Below are 16864 nucleotides of genomic sequence, written 5' to 3'. Positions count from 1 at the left end.
GGCTGGGGCATGCGGGCCGGCGTCGGGGCCGAACGAGGTTTCCCCCATCACGACGCCTTCCGGCAGTGGCGGGTACGGCTTCTGCTCACTCATGACGCCCGACCCTAGACCTCGCAGGGGCGCGGACTCGACTGCTGATCAGCCTCACCCATGAGGCGTGATACCGACTCCGTCATCCGGTCAGTCCCCGTCGCCCACCCGCGGCGCGGTGGGCGAGCGTGTCCGGGGGATCAGGCTAGCCACGTGCGGGCTCGGCAGCGGGTTATGTGCGGGGCTCTTGGGCGCCGTTGGAACGCAAGAACGGCTGGACGATCCCGGAAGCGTCCAGGGCATGCCGGAGGCCAGTCCGGCTGGCGTCACCGGCGACGACGCGGACCTGGTCGACTACCTGTGCGCGGACGGGCTGGTGGTCGTCCATTCCGGTCCGGATTGGACTTTTGAAGAGGTGTCGTCAACGTGACGACGAGTGCCTAGGGCTGGGGCGAGTGGGGATTGGGGGTCAGCGAGCGGGCCAGGGGTGGGCGTCCCGCAGCAGTCCGAGCATCCCGGAGACTAGCCGCATCTGCTCGACCGTCCGGATGTCCGCCTCCAGCAGCCTCGGGCTGCACACCAGCACCGCCACAGACTGCGCTCGCGACAGTGCCACGTTCAACCGGTTGCGGGACAACAGGAAATCCAGTCCGCGGGGCAGGTCGATTGCTGACGAGGACGTCATCGTCGTCACCACCACCGGGGCTTCCTGGCCTTGGAACCGGTCCACCGTGCCGACGCGCACGTCGCCGAAACCGGCGTCGGCCAGCGCGTGCGTGACCGTCCGCGCCTGCAGGTTGTACGGCGCCACCACGAGGAAATCAGCGTCCGTTAGCGGACGGCCCTGCCAAGTGCGCCCGTGGAGGTCCGCGATCACCGACACGACCTGCACCGCTTCCTCGATCGACCGCGTGGTGTTTCCGCGGTGCTCCACCGGCGCGAGGTACAGCCCGGAGGCGAAGCCGTCGACCGAACGGTCCGCGGATGGGTGCGAGTGCAGCAAACCCGCGTACGACAACCGGGAAACCGGCGCGCACACGGCCGGATGCATGCGCCGTGTCTGGTCCAGGAAGTAGCCCAGCTCGGGCGGCATGATGTCCGCGTCGCCGATCAGGTGCCCCAACGCCGACGCCTCCGCGCCCGCCGGGTGCGTGCCCTGCACGACCTGCGGCAGCTGCTGAGGATCGCCCAGCAGCACCACGTTCTTCGCGCACATCGACACGGCCAGCGCGTCCGCGAGCGCGAACTGCCCGGCCTCGTCGATCACCAGTACGTCGAACGGTTCCTCGCGCACGGCGGCGTTCGCGAATGTCCACGCGGTGCCGCCGACGAGGTGCCCGTCGTTGTGCTCGTCGCGCCATTTCGCCAACGCGTTGTTCGTCTTCGGCTGTTCCCACGGCAGCGCGGGATCAGGAGTCCGGCGCGGCCGTTTCGCGCACGCCATCGACGGCGCGTTGCCGAGCGCGGCGGACAGCACGTTCTCCACGGCCTTGTGGCTGTTGGACGTCACACCGACCGTCCGCCCGGACCGCACGAGGTGCGCGATCAGCTTGCCCGCCAAGTACGTCTTCCCTGCCCCGGGCGGGCCCTGCACCGCGAGCACCGACCCGTCGAGCGCGTCGACCGCCTCGATCACGGTGGCCACCGAGTCCTCGCCTGGTGCGGGCAGCGCACCGCCGCGCAACCGCGGGATCCGGCGCAGCAGGTCCACGCCCGGATGCGCGGGCAACTCTGGGAGCGTTCCCCCGACCAGCCGGGCGAGGTCGGCCACGGCCTCGTCCTTCGGCGCGGGCCGCACCGGGCCGCCCGGCAGGACCGCGACCGGTCGCTCGTCCGACGTGCTGTCCGGTGCGCTGCTCTCCTCCAGCGTCAGCTCGACCGCCGACGCCGCCACGACTTTCGCGTCCCGCGCATCGGCGCCGTACCGCAGCCGCACGCCGTCCCCGACCGCGAACGGATGCGGTCGGTCCGGGTCGCACGCCACCGTGAGCGTGCGCTTGGCGGTGCGAAGCCGCCCCGACGGCGGCACCCATTCCCCCGCGGACACCGACACCGGCACAGCACAGGTCGTGTCCACCTCCAGGTCGCCGACCGGTGCGGCGAGCTGCCGGAAGAACTCCCACCACGCCGGGTTCGTCTCGCGCCGGTGGTAACCGACGGAGGCGGCGAGCAGCGCGCGAGCGTGGTCGTCCGGGGTGAAGTCGGCGGGATCGTCGGGCAGGCCGTCGAGCAGCGGGTCGACCAGCGCCGCGAGCGCGGCCACGCGTTCGGCCCGGCGCAGCGCGGCCTCTTCCTCCTCCGTCCGCCGCAGCAGAGCGTCCACTTCGGACTCCGGCGCCGGGGTTGCGAGCTCGATGCCCGCTTCCTCGCGGACGTGGTGCAGGAATTCCAGGAGCCGCAAAGTGGACACGCAATCGTACTCGTTGTAGTCGGCGATGCCGCGCAGCACCTCGTCGGCCTCTTCGATGTCGCCGGCCTTGGCGAGTGTCAGGTAGTCCTCGTACGCCTCGATGCTCGACGCGGCCGTCTTCACGTCGCCGTCGCGGGCTTCCGGCATGTACAACGGTTCGAGGTACTTGATCGAGTACGACCGCTGGCCGACGCGCAAAGCCTTGCGCACCACGGCGTACAGGTCGACCATCCGGCCGCTGCGCAGCAGTTCGTCCACTGCTTCCTCGCGCGTTCCGTGCACCGCGGCGAGCCGTTTGACGGCCGTGACCTCGTATGGCGCGTAGTGGAAGATGTGCGCGTCCGGATCGTCGGTCAGCCTGGCGGTGGCGAAGTCGACGAACTCCTCGAAAGCACGCTTCTCCTGGGGACGCGTATGCGCCCAAAACGGTGTGAAGCGCGTGTCGGGCGTGACGGCGCCGAACAGGTACTCTAGCCCGGCGCCGGCGAGCGCGTACGGGTCGCCTTCCATGTCGAAGAAGATGTCGCCCGGGCTCGGTGGCGGCAGCTCGGCCAGCGCCGACGGGTCGATGACCTCGTACGCCAGTTCTCCGGTTTCGTCCTGCCGCACCTGGATCGCGGCCTGCGCGCGCAAGGTCGCGAACGTGCCCGCCGACATGTCACGCGGCCGGTCCGCCGGCTCGGCGGTGGCGAGCGCGTCGATCGTGCCGAGCCCGGCCGTCACGAGCTTGCGCCGCTGTTCGCCACGCATGCCCGCAACCAGCGACAGGTCCCGGTCCGCCTCGCGCGCGGACGAGCAGTGGTCAGCGAAGCCGCAGCCGGTGCAAGCGGGGCGTTCGTCGGCCCACATGCGTTCCGGCAGCTGTGGCGGCCGCGTGACGAGCCGGTCACGGAGGCGATCGAGCAGCGGCAGGAAATCGTCGACGCGCAGGCTGCGCGTGGTGCCGTCACCGAGCAGCAGGTGCATCTCCGGCCCGGCCGGCCAACCAGCGCGGCGCAACGCGTCGGCGTACGCGGTGAGCTGCACGACCGCGGACGGCTTCGCGTGCCGCGCGAGCTTCGTGTCGTAGACCTCGTATCGGCCTTGGTCGTCGCGGAGCAGGAAATCGGCGCGGCCGGAGAACTCGCCGTCGTGGAAGACGGCCTGGTAGACCACCGGAGCATTCGTCCGCAGCGCTTCCTCGGTGGCCTTCGCGGCGGCGACCGGGTCGCGCTCGTCGATTTCGATCACGGTCTTGCGCTCGCCACGCAGCCGTTCGAGCGTGGCTGCCTCGTGCGCGTGGCCGTGCTTGACGGCCAGCCGGTCGGGTCCGGAGCCCGGGCGCGGCGTGCCGGGCAGTCCCGCCGCCAACGCTTGCTTGAGGATGCTGCGGTGTTCGCATTCGAGCAGGTCGGCGAGGTCGGACGGGGTATGCATCGCCTGGCAGTCTGACATGCGCGCCTGTCCGTGGTGGCACCATGGGTGCCGACACGCCGCGGCTCGCGGCGCGCGCTCACCACTGCCGCAAGACCGACCGGTGGTGTGCGACGCAGTGCGCGACTGGCTTGCTGTGCTTGCAGGTCAGCGGTTCGGATATGCGGCTTCAGATCGAATCGTCACTTCGGGGGAGCATGCGCATGGCGAGCACGGTTCCATCTGGTGGAGCGACACCGGGCCGTTCGACGAGTCGTTCGAGGAAGCGGTGCACATCGGGCCCTCTGATCGACATCGATGTGCAACGCTACGTGTTCGATCACCCGCGCGCTTCCGCGCAACGAGTGACGTCGGTCGAGGATCTTGGTCGGTCCACAGCGATGTGCTGCGGGCCGGCTCGCGCGACAGAGCGTTGAGGTTCAGGCGATTTTGCGAGACCTCCGCCCACTAGCCGTTTTTCCACTTCCATCGGTACCAACAGGTCCGAGATCATAAAAGAGCGGCGGCCGATTCGCGACGGAGCATGGGCAAAAGCAGGGGCTGTCGGCCACGTTGATGGCGCTGTGGTTATTGCGGCGGTCGAAGTCGGGTCTTGAGACACGTGCGACCGAGTCGCCCGATGGGGGAGGTGCGTATCCGAAAGGGATTGGCCCACCGGTAAAGGCGCAGGCCAGAGAGCCGAGGTGTTGAGCAGTCGACTACTTCTGCACCAAAGACCCGTGATCACACCGGACACCGATTCCCGAGCCGTCATGGGCACGCACCAGATGGATCCGGCAACCCGAATCCCCGCCGCCCCGTTCGCTGGCCGTTGTCGATGTTCGGAGTCGGAGTCGGAGTCGGTGTCGGTGGGTTGGGGCAAGATCGCCCACCTGTCCCGTGCGTTTCGAAGGAGGACCATGGTTACCGCTGATGGATCCGGATGGGCCGGGCTGGGCTTCCGGGCTTGGACGGACTACGGCCAGATCCGGGCGCGGCTCGATGCAGGCGCCGATCCGAACGCTCTTGTGCGGGGAAGTCGGCCCTTGCACGCAGCGGCCGAGCGCGGTTCGCCGGAGGTGGTCGCGGAGTTGGCGCGCCGCGTCGATGACCTCGACGCGGAATACGAGGGCCGCACGGCGCTCTGGCTCGCCGTCTACGCCAACCGCCCGGACAACGCCCGCGCACTGGTCGCCGCCGGAGCCGATCCGGGGCGGCCGATGATGGCCGGCTGGTCACCTGCCCGTCTCAGCCTGGCCGGGCCGAATCCCGACCTGTTCGACCTCGAACCCGGGGAACTCGTGCTGTCCCGAGAAGAAGCCGCCGCAGCGGCCGAAGGGCGGCGATTGACCGCGGCGCTCGGCAACCTGGAGTACGTCGAGGGGCTCGGCCTGGCTTCCGTCGCAGGAATCAGCGCCGCCGAAGCAGCACGGCGGCTGGAGGCAGTGCCCGTCGAGGGCGTCGAACCCGACCCGTTCGACTTCGAGCAGGGACTCGACCTCATCGGGGCCACCGATGTGCCCGGTGGCTGTGTCATCAGCCAGCCGTGGGGCTACGCGCCGCAAATGCCAGGCGTGACAGGCCGACTGTCTACGGGCACCACCTGTTACGGCCTCTATGCCAACGCCAAGAGCGGCAACCAGGGGAGCATCGCCCGCGATGGCGTCATCGAAGGCTGGGATCTGCACCCCGGCGGTGACCCCTTCCCCGATGATCCCGCCGAAGAAGTCCTCGCCACCTACCTCTACCAGCACAACGCCGTCGCCTACTGCTGCGCCTACGCAGGTCTGCGACTGACGGACAGCCGAGCGATCAACGGCAAACCCGATCGCTGGCTGCGGCTGCCCGAACGCGACCACTGGCAGTGGACCTAGGCATTCGCGGAGCACGACATCCCTCAGGCGGTGAGGTCGTCGAGGACGCTGTGGGTGCCGCCAGGGTGCCCGCAGCACGCAGCCCCGGCACCACGGCGCATTTTGGCCGAGCTCGGGGTGTGTACGTGGTCGGGCACCCCGTCGGGCTGGACCTTCGCGGGTGCTGGCCAGGGTCGATCATGACGAGCTCGACCAGGCGTTGTCCGGCTGAATGCTGCGGGACAGCGAGCCGACGGGGGCGGTCGCCGTCGATGGCAAGACGATGCTGGCCGCGGTCAGGAAGAGATGCCGCAAACGCAGGTGGTGGCCGCGATGAACTCCCGCGGCGAGGTTGTTGGCCAGGCAGCGGTGGATGGTGGTGATGAGAACGCCGCGGCCCGGGATCTTCTGGCCCGGCTGGTACGAAAAGCCTTGGAGGGCACGGTGATCACCGCCGATGCCAAACACACCAGCAGTGCCTTCATCGCCGAAGCCGAGGCCGTCGGCGCATTCTGGCTCCTGCCGGTCAAAGGCAACCGCCCTGGTACGCATCAGCGGCTGAATACCCTGCCCTGGAACAATGCGCGTCTGGACACCCACGATCGCACCCGCGGGGCACGGTCGGGCCGAGACCCGCAGCCTGAAAGTCCTTACCCTGGACGACAATCTGCGATCAGAGCTACTCGGGGCCCGGCAGGCCGTCCGGATCCGCCGCTGGCGCCGACCGAAAGACAAACCCGCCAGCATCGAAACGGTGCACTACCTGACCAACCTGCCACCGGCCGACACCACCCCGGATGACCTGGCCAGACTGATCCGGGGGCACTGGGGCATCGAGGCGCGACTCCACGTGGTCCGTGACGTCGCCTTCAACGAAGACCATCACCGCGCCCGCATCGGCAACGCACCGCAGAACCTCGCCGTCTTACGCAACACTGCGATCACCGCCAGAACGGAGCCACCGGCATCCAACCCGCCCTCCGCGCCGGCAACCGCAGACCCGAACGACTTCTGAACCTACTACCCGAAACGGACTAAACCGGACAGGTCAACTTTGCGCAGACCCTGCCCGTCACCCCAGAATCACCCTCTTCGCCATCGTCTTGGCGTTATCGGTCAGTGGCCTGCCCTAAGCCCAGGCGAATCCAGCCGTACTCGCGGAGAAAACCGTTCATCCGGCGGCGTTGCCCGCTGCCAACCCGGTCACCCCGAGAGCGGCGAAGGCCCGGCTGGTCGATGCGGAGCAGCCACCAGTAACCCCGCCGACATGCGCGAAGCCACGCCGCGGCAGCAGTTCTCACTCGTCGGCCCGACTTGGCGGGGCGTGGAAACCGAACACCGACCCCACTGGGCGGAGGCCGTCGGAGCCGCGCTCTGCTCCCAGGCGCTGGACGCGCCAAAGCTGCGAGTCCTCATGAACACCGACCATCTCGGTCAGAGCGAGCGATGCCACCGGCGGTCGTTCCGGTGGGGTGCTCTTCCCCCATTTCCCGGCGATAGCCCCCGTCAGGGGGTTGGCGTTGCGGGCTCGCATCCCTAACGTATAGCGAAACATGAGCCCAGCTCACATTTAAGAGGATCTAGATGATCATCGTTCAACCTTCGCGCCGCAGACTCGGATCCTTCACGGTGGTGTCACTGCTTCTCGCCGTGATGACCCTGGTACTCGGTCCGATGCCCAGCTCCGCGGCGGAGCCCGGCTGGTGGACCCCGACCGCGCGGCCCACGCCCGACGCGCAGATCGACGTCACGGGCGAGCCCTTCAAGGGCACCGACGCCCAGGGGCGCGTAAGGGGCTTCGTCGACGCCCACAACCACATCATGGCCAACGAGGGCTTCGGCGGCCGGCTGATCTGTGGCAAGCCGTTCTCGGAGCAGGGCGTCGCTGACGCGCTCAAGGACTGCCCCGAGCACTACCCCGACGGCTCGCTCGCCGTCTTCGACTTCGTCACCAAGGGCGGCGACGGCAGGCACGACCCCAACGGGTGGCCCACGTTCAAGGACTGGCCCGCCCACGACTCACTGACCCACCAGCAGAACTACTACGCCGGAATCGAGCGGGCATGGCGCGGTGGCCAGCGGGTGCTGGTCAACGACCTGGTCACCAACGGCGTGATCTGCTCGGTCTACTTCTTCAAGGACCGCAGCTGCGACGAGATGACCGCCATCCGCCTTCAGGCGAAGAAGTCGTACGACATGCAGGACTTCATCGACAAGATGTACGGCGGCCCGGGCAAGGGCTGGTTCCGGATCGTCACCGGCAGCGCGCAGGCCCGCGAGGTCATCAAGCAGGGCAAGCTGGCCGTCGTCCTGGGGGTTGAGACCTCCGAGCCGTTCGGCTGCAAGCAGATCCTGGACAAGGCGCAGTGCAGCGAGGAGGACATCGACCGCGGCCTGGACGAGCTGCACGAACTGGGCGTGCGCAGCATGTTCCTGTGCCACAAGTTCGACAACGCCCTGTGCGGAGTGCGCTTCGACTCCGGCGCCCTCGGTACGGCCATCAACGTCGGCCAGTTCCTGTCGACCGGCACCTTCTGGAAGACGGAGACCTGCCGCGGCCCGCAGCACGACAACCCCATCGGCAACGCGGCGGCACCGGAGGCGGAGAAGCGGCTCCCGAAAGGGGTGGCCGTCCCCTCCTACGCCTCGGACGCGCAGTGCAACACCCGCGGGCTGACCGACCTGGGTGCGTACGCGGTGCGCGGCATGATGAAACGCAACATGATGCTGGAGATCGACCACATGAGCGTCAAGGCCACGGACCAGGCCTTCGACATCCTCGAATCCGAGTCGTACCCGGGCATCATCTCCTCGCACAGTTGGATGGACTCGGGCTGGACCGAGCGGCTCTACAAGCTCGGCGGGTTCATCGGCCAGTACATGAGCGGCTCCGAGGCGTTCAGCGCGGAGGCCAAGCGCACGGACGCGCTGCGCGAGAAGTACGGGGTCGGCTACGGCTACGGCACCGACATGAACGGTGTCGGCGGCTGGCCGGGCCCACGGGGCGGGGACACCCCGAACCCCGTTAAGTACCCCTTCCGCAGCACGGACGGCGGCTCGATGATCGACAAGCAAACCACCGGCGAGCGCACGTGGGACTTCAACACCGACGGCGCCGCCCACTACGGCATGGTCCCGGACTGGATCGAGGACATCCGGATCGTCGGCGGCCGGGGGGTCGTGGACGACCTCTTCTCGGGCGCCGAGTCCTACCTCCGCACCTGGGGGAACACCGAGAAGCACAAGTCCCGGGAAAACCTGGCCTCGGGCTCGGCCGCCTCGGCGTAAGTACCCACCGGAGCTGTGCCCGGCCGATGCGGGTCCATTATGGACACGGGGTTTTGTTCCGTGTTCTGGCATGGACGGCAGGTGCAGGAGCATGGTGTAGCGGGTCGTGCGCTCGACAGGGTGCCGATCGCGGAGCTGCCCAGCCCGATGATGAGATCACCTTCCCAGTGTCCCGCCACTTTTCGGCCGTCTACTTCGGATGGTCGTTGGTCGATCCGAACATCGTCGCTGATGAATTTCTTGCCGCGACGCCTGGTTCGTGCTCGCGGCACCCGCAAGGCCCGCCCGGTGCGCAGACACGCGGTGAGTTCGCGGTTGCGCGGCACTACCGGCACGAGCGACGGCGGCATCACCTACGAAGTCACCGGCCCCTTCCGCACCACCTCTGACCCCGCTTGATCGCCTCCTGAGGCTGTGGCGGTCGGCGTCAACATCACAGGCCGCCACACCCAATTCTTCTGTACGGGACCGATGGTCTCCCTGAGTACCTCACGTACAACTCGATCCACCGCGCACCCGACTGGCGCTAATCCACGCAGTCGGGCGGCGCCGGCTGAACGGTTTCCGTTGGTGTGCGGTAGGCGACGGCGCGACCGCGGACGGTGAGCCGCACGTCGGTGTCCGGGGCCGGGAGGTCCTGGCCGGGGACGCGGACGAGGATGGCCGTGCCGTCGCCGTGCAGGTCCAGCCGCACCGAGGCGTCGTGGCCGAAGTATCGGACCTCGCGAACTCGGGCGGGCACGCCGGAGTCGGCATCGTTGATGCTGAGCTGTTCTGGTCGGATGAGCACCCGTGCGGTTCCGTCGACCACCTCGCCGGTGACCGGAACGCTGCCGAGCACGCAGTCGGCTTGATTGCCGCGGATCGTGGCGGGCAGCAGGATCGCTTCACCCACGAAGTCGGCGATGTCGGTGTCGGACGGGCGGGTGTAGACCTCGCTGGGCGTGTCCAGTTGGGCGAGCAGGCCGTCGCGCATGACGCCGACTTGGTCGGCGAGCGACAGCGCTTCGGCTTGGTCGTGGGTCACCAGCACGGCGGTCGCGCCGGTGGCGCGCAGGGCTGAAGTGACTGCGCGGCGGGTTCCGTCGCGCAGCGCGGCGTCCAGCGCGGAGAACGGTTCGTCCAGCAGCACGATCTTCGGTTCGGGCGCGAGCGCGCGGGCCAACGCCACCCGCTGCTGCTGCCCTCCGGACAGCTCGTGCGGGTAGCGCTTCGCGAGTTCCGGTGAAAGACCGACCAGGTCGAGCAGCTCAGCGACCCGTTCCCTGCGGCGGTGCGCGCGGGACAGCCCGAAGCCGATGTTGTCCGCGACGTTCAGGTGCGGGAACAGCGCGCCTTCCTGCGGGACGTAGCCGGCACGGCGCTGTTGGGGTGGGACCGACCGTCCACTCCGGAATACCGCATCCCCGCTGAACAGGACGCTGCCTTCATCGGGGTCGGTGAATCCGGCGATTACCCGCAACAAGGTCGTCTTGCCGCAACCCGACGGACCGAGCACCGCGGTGAGGCTTCCCTGCGGGACGTGCAGGTCCACGCCGCGCAGGACCTCGGTGCGCCCGAAGGACTTGCGCACTCCGGTGATGGTCAGCGCGGTCATCGCGTCATCTCCTGTCGAGCCTTGCGGGTCAGCAGATATGTGGCTGGTGCCGAGATCAGCACCATCAGTGCCGCATAAGGCGCGGCGGCGCCGTAAGCCAGGCTGGCGCTGTGGTTCCAGAACTCCGTGGCAAGGGTGCGGGTTCCGGTGGGTGCGAGCAGCAGGGTCGCGGTCAGCTCGGTCACCACGCCGAGGAACACCATCGCGGCACCCGCGCCGAGGCCGGGGGCGATCAGCGGCAGGGTCACCCGGCGCAGGGTGGTCCACCGGCCGGCACCGAGCGAGTGGGCGACGTCGTCGAACACGGATGGCGTCTGGGCCAGGGTGGCGCGCACGTTCACCATGGCCCGCGGCACTAAGAGGATCACGTACGCGATAACCAGCACGCTGGTGGTCTGGTACAGGTCCGGCACCAGCCGCACCGCGATCGTCACCAGGGCGAGGGCGACGACGATCCCGGGCAGCGCGCTGCTGGTGTAGGTGAGCCGCTCCAACGCGGTGGACACGCGTGAGCGGCGCCGCTCGTAGAGCCAGGCGACTGGGATCGCCGCCACCGTGGTGATCAGCGCCCCGAGCAGCCCCAGCCCGATCGAGGTGCTGGTCGTGCTGGCGATGAGGTCGAGTTCTAGGCCGCTGGAGCTGCCCACGGCGAGCCAATAGCCGAGGCTGCCCAGCGGGACACCCAGGGACAGCACCGCGAGCAAGATCAGCGCGGCGAACGCGGGCCAGGTCAGTCGGCCCAGCGCCACCGGCTCGAGCCGTCGCGCGGCGCCCGATCCGGTGCGGGCGTAGCGGGCCCTACCGCGCAGCCGCAGCTCGCCGAGCAGCAAGAGCAGGCAGCACAGCACCAACACGGTGCCGAGCATCGTCGCCGCGGGGGCGTTGAAGGTGGACTGGTACTGGTCGTAGATCGCGGTGGTGAAGGTCGGGAACCGCACCATCTGAAGTGCGCCGAACTCGGCCAGCAGGTGCAGCCCGACCAGCAGCGATCCACCGAGCACCGCGGGCCGCAACTGCGGCAGCACGATCCGCCGGAACGTCCGCCACTCACTGTGGCCGAGCGAGCGGGCCACCTCGTCATGCGCCGGATCGAGGCCGCGCAGCGCCGCGGCCGCCGGTAGGTAGACGAAGGGGAAGTAGGACAGCGTCACCACCAGCAGAGCCCCGCCGAATCCGGTCGCGGACGGGGCGATCGAGATCCAGCTGTAGCTGTTCACGAACGCGGGGATGGCCAGCGGTGCGACCAGCAGGACGTTGAAGAGGTTGCGGCCGGGTAAGGCGCTGCGCTCGACCAGCCAGGCCGCCCCGGTGCCGATCACCGCGCAGCAGGTCATGCACGCGGCGGTGAGCACCACCGTGTTGCGCAGCAGCTCGCTGGTGCGGGGCCGGAAGATCAACCGGGTGGCTTCCGCTGAGCCGATCTCGATCGTGTTGGCCAGGACGAACCCCAGCGGTACCAGGGTGATCGCGGTGACCAGCACCGCCGCGGCCAGCATGGGCAGCGGAAGTCGCCGGACCCGTCGCCGAGCCGTCAGGAGACGGTCGGCGACGGGCTGCGTCGTGGTATCCACTTACAGAAGTCCCGCTGCCTGCATCAGCTCGACGACCTTGGGGCCGTTGAGCGTGGCCACGTCGATGACCGGCGGGTCCAGTTCGGACAGCGGCTTGAGCTTGCTGTTGGCGGCGACCCCGCTGGCGATGGGGTATTCGAGGGCCTTGGAGTCGGCCAGCGCCTGCTGCCCCTTGGGACCGGTCAGGTAGCGGACCAGCTGCTGGGCCTGCTCCTGGTTCTCGCTGGCCTTGAGCACTCCGGCGCCGGAGACGCTCAGGAAGCCGCCGGGGTCCTTGCCGTCGAAGAACTTCAGCTCGGTGTTCTTACTGTCGGCGCCGGACTCGGCCCGGTCCTTGTACCAGTAGTAGTGGTAGATCACGCCGGCATCGATCTCGCCGGTGTCAACCGCCTTCATCACCGCACGGTTGGACGGGTACACCTTGGCGTTGCTCTTCAACGCGGCCAGCCACTTGGCTGTCTCGGCCTCACCCTTGGTGGCGAGCACGGCGCTGACGATGGCCTGGAAGTCCGCGCCCGCGGCGGCCACGCCGATCTTGCCCTGCCAGCGCGGGTCCTGGATGTCCATGAGCGAGGCGGGTAGCTGGTCGGGGGACACCCGATCCTTGTTGTAGGCCAGCACGGTGGCGCGGGCGGCGAAGCCGGTCCAGTTCTTGCTCGACGGCACGAACTGGGCCGGTACCTGGGCAAGGGTGGCGTCATCGATCCGGGAGAAACCCCCGTTGTTGTCGACCAGCGTCATGGCGGGGGAGTTCTCGGTCACGAAGACGTCGGCGGGAGAGGCCGGGCCCTCCTGCACGATCTGGTTACCCAGCTCCGAGTCGCCGCCCGACCGGATGTTGACCTTGATCCCGGTGTCCTTCTCGAAGCCCTCGACCATGATTTTGATCATGTCCTCGTGCTGGGCGTTGTAGAGGGTGATCGTCCCGTTCCCGTCCTCAGCCCCACTGCACGACGTGGTGCTGAGCATCACGGCCATACCCAGTGTCGCCAAAGCGGCTCGCCCGGCCCAACGCATTTCCATTCTCCTGATCGTTAGGTAAGGATAGCCTCAGGACAGTAACCGGCGCGGGTGCGTGGAGGCAACGCGGCTACCGGTTAGCGGCCAGGGACGGCTAAATTAGCGAAGCCTTACCTATGGGTGATGTGAGAAAGGGTCTTTCATGGTTCACCCGGTCAAGCCCGTCGGAGTGGGCTTCGCCGCCGACCTCGCCATCCACGGAGATCGGTTGGCGGTCACCGGTCCTGCGCAGCAAGCGCTCAGCTATCGGCAGCTCGCAGATCGGGTGGAGGACGTCGCCGAGCGCCTGGGCGCGGTGCGGCGGCTGGTCATGATCCGCTCATCGCACGACGTGGACACGCTGATCACCTATCTCGCCGCGCTGGCAGGCGGTCATCCGGTCCTGCTCACCGGAGTCGACGGTGCGCAGTGGGACGAGCTGGTGGACGCCTACGACCCGGATGTCGTGTCACAGCGCGCGGGCGAGCTGGACGAGCGGCGCGACGGCACCGCGCACGACCTGCACCCGGAGCTGGCTCTGCTGCTGTCCACCTCCGGATCGACCGGATCCCCGAAGCTGGTGCGGCTTACTGCTGAAAACGTGCAGTCCAACGCCGAGGCCATCGCCGGATACCTGGACATCCAGGACACCGACCGGCCGTGCGTGTCGCTACCGCTTCACTACAGCTACGGACTGTCGATCGTCAACAGCAACCTGTTACGTGGCGCCGGACTGGTGCTCACTCCCGGTTCGATGATCGACGACGCATTCTGGGATGCGGTGCGCAGCAATGGATGCACGAGCCTGCACGGGGTTCCGCACACCTTCGACCTGCTCGAACAGGTCGGGTTCGACCGGATGCGGTTGCCCGAGCTGCGCTACGTGACCCAAGCGGGAGGCGGCATGGCGCCGGACCGGGTGCGGCGCTTCGCCGGGCTCGGTGAGCGCGATGGCTGGCGGTTCTACGTGATGTACGGCCAGACCGAGGCGACCGCGCGCATGGCCTACCTACCGCCCGAACTGGCGCTGCAGCGGCCCAATGCCGTTGGTGCGCCCATCCCTGGCGGATCGTTCGAAATCATGCCTTCCGACACACCCGGTCAGGGTGAGCTGGTTTACCGGGGACCGAACGTGATGCTCGGGTACGCCCGGGGCCCAGTCGATCTCGCGCGCGGGCGCGAGATCGACGCGCTGCATACCGGGGACATTGCGCGCCGCGCCGACGACGGGCTCTACGAGATCATCGGCCGCTCGTCGGCATTCATCAAGCTGTTCGGACTGCGCATCGACCTGCGGCGCATCGAGCGGATGCTCGAGGAACGTGGGTTCACAGCGGCCTGCACCGGCACCGATGACGCGCTCGTCGTCGCAGTTGAAACAACGAACCCGGACGCGCGGGGAGTGGCCGAGGTGGTTCGGGCCGAGGTCGGCCTGCCACCTGGCGGGCTGCGGGTGGTCACCGTGCAGGACCTGCCGAGGTTGTCCAACGGCAAGCCGGACTATCCGGCGATCCGGGAACTCGCGAGCCAGCTGGGGCCAGGGGGAGCGGAGTCGCTGCGTGATCGGTTCGCCGCCGTGCTCGGGGTGCCGGAGGTGCCCGACACCGCCTCGTTCGTCGATCTCGGCGGGGACTCGCTGACCTACGTGCAGATGGCGATCGAGATCGAGCGTGTGCTCGGCCACCTGCCCGGCGACTGGCACCTCCTGCCGGTCGGGGAACTGCAGCGCCTCGCGCCGAAGAGCGCTCCGACCAAGCGGCTGACGGCGGTGGAGACCGGCGCCGTGGTGCGTGCGGTGTCCATCGTGCTGATCGCCGGGACCCATCTCGGACTGTTCCACCTGCTCGGCGGTGCGCACCTGCTGCTGATCGCCGCGGGGTGGGCGTTCGCCCGGTTCAGCCTGGCGCCGCGTGCCGGAACGCGGACGAGCACGGTGATCCTGCGCAGCGCGGCGTGGATCGCCGTGCCCACGACGCTCTGGCAGGTGGTGCGCTGGTTCTACCCCGATTCGTACGTGCGCATCACCAACATTCTGCTGATCGACAACTACGCGCGTCAGGGCACCATCGGCTACTGGTTCATCGAGGTGCTGGTGCAACTCCTGGTCATCATGGCGGTGCTTTTCGCCTGCGGGCCGGTGCGCCGGTTCGAGCGCAGGAACGGGCTGGCGTTCGCGGCCATCGTCCTCGCGGTCGCGTTCGCGGTGCATCTGCTCGCACAGGACACCGCGGCCTACGCCGAGCGTTCCTGGGCGACGCACGGTGTGGCCTGGTTCTTCGCGCTGGGCTGGCTCGCCCAGCGCGCATCCACCACGTGGCTGCGCTGGCCGGTGCTCGGACTGGGTGTGGTGCTGCTGTTCGACTACTTCGGCCAACCGAGTCGGGAACTGGTCGTGATGGCCGGACTGGCGGTGCTGCTCCTGGTGCCGTGCGTGCGGTTACCTCCGGTAGTGGCCAGGCTCGTGGTGCTGCTGGCCAGCGCCTCGCTCTACATCTACCTAACGCACTACGTCATCCTCCGAGCAACGCAGCCCTACCTGCCGCAGATTCTGGTGCTGGTCGCGGGTCTTTCGGTCGGCGTGCTCGTCTGGGCCCTCGTTGGCTGGACGCGCACCCGGTTCTCCGCACGCGTGCGGAGAACCGGACCCGTCAGTCCACGATCGCCGAGTAGGTAGCACTTTCGTCGACTGCTGCCCACCCGGTACCTGGGACTCGCCCGGGAGAGTTCGCCGCTCAATGGTCAAGATGCACCAGTCCGGTATGGCGGAGGTTTCCTACCAGCCGTTGACCAGCCACGACGGGAGCTCCGAGCAACGGATGTCCTCGCTTGCCCAACCTCTGGGCGAGCTCTTCCGACGTGACTAGAATCCGCCCGGTTTTCACAAGGGCGTCCATACCCAGGTGGGGACGGGTTCTCGGCTGCCAGGCGCGAGACGAGGCGGCGGATTGAGACGAGAGTGCGCGGACGCCCAGGCCCGCGGTGCGCGCTTGCGCGAGCGTCACCAAGTCACGATGCCACTGCGGCACCCTGCCCGGCGAAGTGTCGGCGGGCCAGCGGTACGAGGAGCGCGGCTAGGAACGCTCTGTCCTTAGGCTGCAGTTGCAGATGTTGGTCGTCGAGTCGCCGTTGCCGGAGTGTGAGTTGGTGGCGTGGGGTGAGGATCTCGACATCCTTCTCACTGTCGGTCATCGGCAACAGCGGCAGCAGGCGGAGACATGGGCGACATGTCGGGCGGTGACCGGTGATGTGCCGAAAGCTGTTTACCTGCATGGACGTATTTCTCGGCACATACAGGGCTGTTCGCCCCTTAGAACATTGACCAGACCGTCGCGGCGCTACTGGCGTCCCAACACGCACCGAGCGCCACATCAGCCACGTTGGAAACAGCGAAGAAGCGACTCACGGACGCCGAAGCACGGCTACGCCGCTTCCAGGAAGCCATCGGGGCGGGCGTCGATCCGGCCGCGTTGGCAGAGGCGATCAATCAGACTCAAGCCGAGCGTGCCGCAGCTCGCGCTGAACTGGAGAACAAGCCAGCGCCTAACACGCTCTCGGATGCCGAGATCTACGCGATGATTGATTCGCTCGGCAACGTGGGCGCATCGCTATCGAGTGCCAAGCCGGAGGGGCTGCCCAGGGTTTGGTTGACACCTGACGTGTGAGGCTGTGGCCTCACCTGGAAGGATGCGACCGTGCCCAAGCCCTACCCCCAGGAGTTTCGTGA

The 16864-nt window shown here is 68.1% G+C and carries 11 protein-coding genes and 2 pseudogenes; 8 read left to right on the top strand and 5 right to left on the bottom strand.

Going from position 1 to position 16864, the window contains the following annotated elements; translation table 11 throughout:
• Nucleotides 1-331 precede the first annotated feature (331 nt).
• Entirely contained in the window at nt 332-460 is a 129-nt protein-coding gene (locus tag ACWCO2_RS35400; RefSeq protein WP_450132171.1) for a hypothetical protein, read from the top strand.
• 39 nt (nt 461-499) lie between these two features.
• Here the strand turns inward: ACWCO2_RS35400 and ACWCO2_RS35395 are convergent, their stop codons facing one another.
• Nucleotides 500-3856: a TM0106 family RecB-like putative nuclease gene (locus ACWCO2_RS35395; protein ID WP_450132170.1), complete on the bottom strand. Its 3357-nt coding sequence runs from the start codon at nt 3854-3856 to the stop codon at nt 500-502.
• 896 nt (nt 3857-4752) lie between these two features.
• Here ACWCO2_RS35395 and ACWCO2_RS35390 point away from each other — a divergent pair.
• The 4 genes and pseudogenes from ACWCO2_RS35390 to ACWCO2_RS35375 all read left to right on the top strand — a co-directional run bounded on the left by ACWCO2_RS35390 (nt 4753) and on the right by ACWCO2_RS35375 (nt 8973).
• Complete coding sequence (locus ACWCO2_RS35390) at nt 4753-5706, top strand: ankyrin repeat domain-containing protein (RefSeq protein ID WP_450132169.1); 954 nt, start codon at nt 4753-4755, stop codon at nt 5704-5706.
• Between the two features lie 285 nt (nt 5707-5991).
• Nucleotides 5992-6168, top strand: a pseudogene (locus ACWCO2_RS35385) (hypothetical protein); the annotation flags it as partial.
• A 97-nt stretch (nt 6169-6265) separates the two neighbouring features.
• Nucleotides 6266-6700, top strand: coding sequence for an ISAs1 family transposase (locus ACWCO2_RS35380; protein WP_450132168.1), 435 nt, complete (start codon nt 6266-6268; stop codon nt 6698-6700).
• A gap of 617 nt (nt 6701-7317) precedes the next feature.
• Nucleotides 7318-8973 (top strand): hypothetical protein, encoded by a 1656-nt coding sequence (locus tag ACWCO2_RS35375; protein WP_450132167.1) that lies wholly within the window; start codon nt 7318-7320, stop codon nt 8971-8973.
• A gap of 9 nt (nt 8974-8982) precedes the next feature.
• Here the strand turns inward: ACWCO2_RS35375 and ACWCO2_RS35370 are convergent.
• Nucleotides 8983-9287 (bottom strand): annotated as a pseudogene (locus ACWCO2_RS35370) (transposase); the annotation flags it as partial.
• On the opposite strand from ACWCO2_RS35370, the gene ACWCO2_RS35365 reads away from it, so the two are divergent.
• Entirely contained in the window at nt 9205-9372 is a 168-nt protein-coding gene (locus ACWCO2_RS35365) for a hypothetical protein (RefSeq protein ID WP_450132166.1), read from the top strand. The pseudogene ACWCO2_RS35370 and the gene ACWCO2_RS35365 overlap by 83 nt on opposite strands.
• A gap of 127 nt (nt 9373-9499) precedes the next feature.
• Here ACWCO2_RS35365 and ACWCO2_RS35360 read toward each other — a convergent pair whose 3' ends face one another.
• The 3 genes from ACWCO2_RS35360 to ACWCO2_RS35350 are packed head-to-tail and all read right to left on the bottom strand — an operon-like array spanning nt 9500 to nt 13164.
• Entirely contained in the window at nt 9500-10570 is a 1071-nt protein-coding gene (locus ACWCO2_RS35360) for an ABC transporter ATP-binding protein (protein ID WP_450132165.1), read from the bottom strand.
• Nucleotides 10567-12141: an ABC transporter permease gene (locus ACWCO2_RS35355; RefSeq protein WP_450132164.1), complete on the bottom strand. Its 1575-nt coding sequence runs from the start codon at nt 12139-12141 to the stop codon at nt 10567-10569. Before ACWCO2_RS35355 ends, ACWCO2_RS35360 begins: the two co-directional genes overlap by 4 nt.
• Nucleotides 12142-13164, bottom strand: coding sequence for an iron ABC transporter substrate-binding protein (locus ACWCO2_RS35350; RefSeq protein WP_450132163.1), 1023 nt, complete (start codon nt 13162-13164; stop codon nt 12142-12144).
• Between the two features lie 139 nt (nt 13165-13303).
• Between ACWCO2_RS35350 and ACWCO2_RS35345 the strand changes: the two genes are divergently transcribed.
• Nucleotides 13304-15814: an AMP-binding protein gene (locus ACWCO2_RS35345; protein ID WP_450132162.1), complete on the top strand. Its 2511-nt coding sequence runs from the start codon at nt 13304-13306 to the stop codon at nt 15812-15814.
• 703 nt (nt 15815-16517) lie between these two features.
• On the top strand, nt 16518-16802 hold the full coding sequence (locus tag ACWCO2_RS35340) for a hypothetical protein (protein WP_450132161.1): 285 nt from the start codon (nt 16518-16520) through the stop codon (nt 16800-16802).
• Nucleotides 16803-16864 lie beyond the last annotated feature (62 nt).

Source organism: Saccharopolyspora sp. NPDC002376 (assembly GCF_053593195.1).
The sequence above is the reverse complement of the archived record's forward strand: the minus strand, read 5'-3'. Positions and strand labels throughout refer to the sequence as shown.

Coding starts and splice junctions, on each gene's coding strand:
- ACWCO2_RS35365 (WP_450132166.1), top strand. CDS start 9,205: ATGAATTTCTTGCCGCGACGCCTGGTTCGTGCTCGCGGCACCCGCAAG.
- ACWCO2_RS35350 (WP_450132163.1), bottom strand. CDS start 13,164: ATGGAAATGCGTTGGGCCGGGCGAGCCGCTTTGGCGACACTGGGTATG.
- ACWCO2_RS35395 (WP_450132170.1), bottom strand. CDS start 3,856: ATGCATACCCCGTCCGACCTCGCCGACCTGCTCGAATGCGAACACCGC.
- ACWCO2_RS35345 (WP_450132162.1), top strand. CDS start 13,304: ATGGTTCACCCGGTCAAGCCCGTCGGAGTGGGCTTCGCCGCCGACCTC.
- ACWCO2_RS35380 (WP_450132168.1), top strand. CDS start 6,266: ATGCGCGTCTGGACACCCACGATCGCACCCGCGGGGCACGGTCGGGCC.
- ACWCO2_RS35400 (WP_450132171.1), top strand. CDS start 332: ATGCCGGAGGCCAGTCCGGCTGGCGTCACCGGCGACGACGCGGACCTG.
- ACWCO2_RS35360 (WP_450132165.1), bottom strand. CDS start 10,570: ATGACCGCGCTGACCATCACCGGAGTGCGCAAGTCCTTCGGGCGCACC.
- ACWCO2_RS35390 (WP_450132169.1), top strand. CDS start 4,753: ATGGTTACCGCTGATGGATCCGGATGGGCCGGGCTGGGCTTCCGGGCT.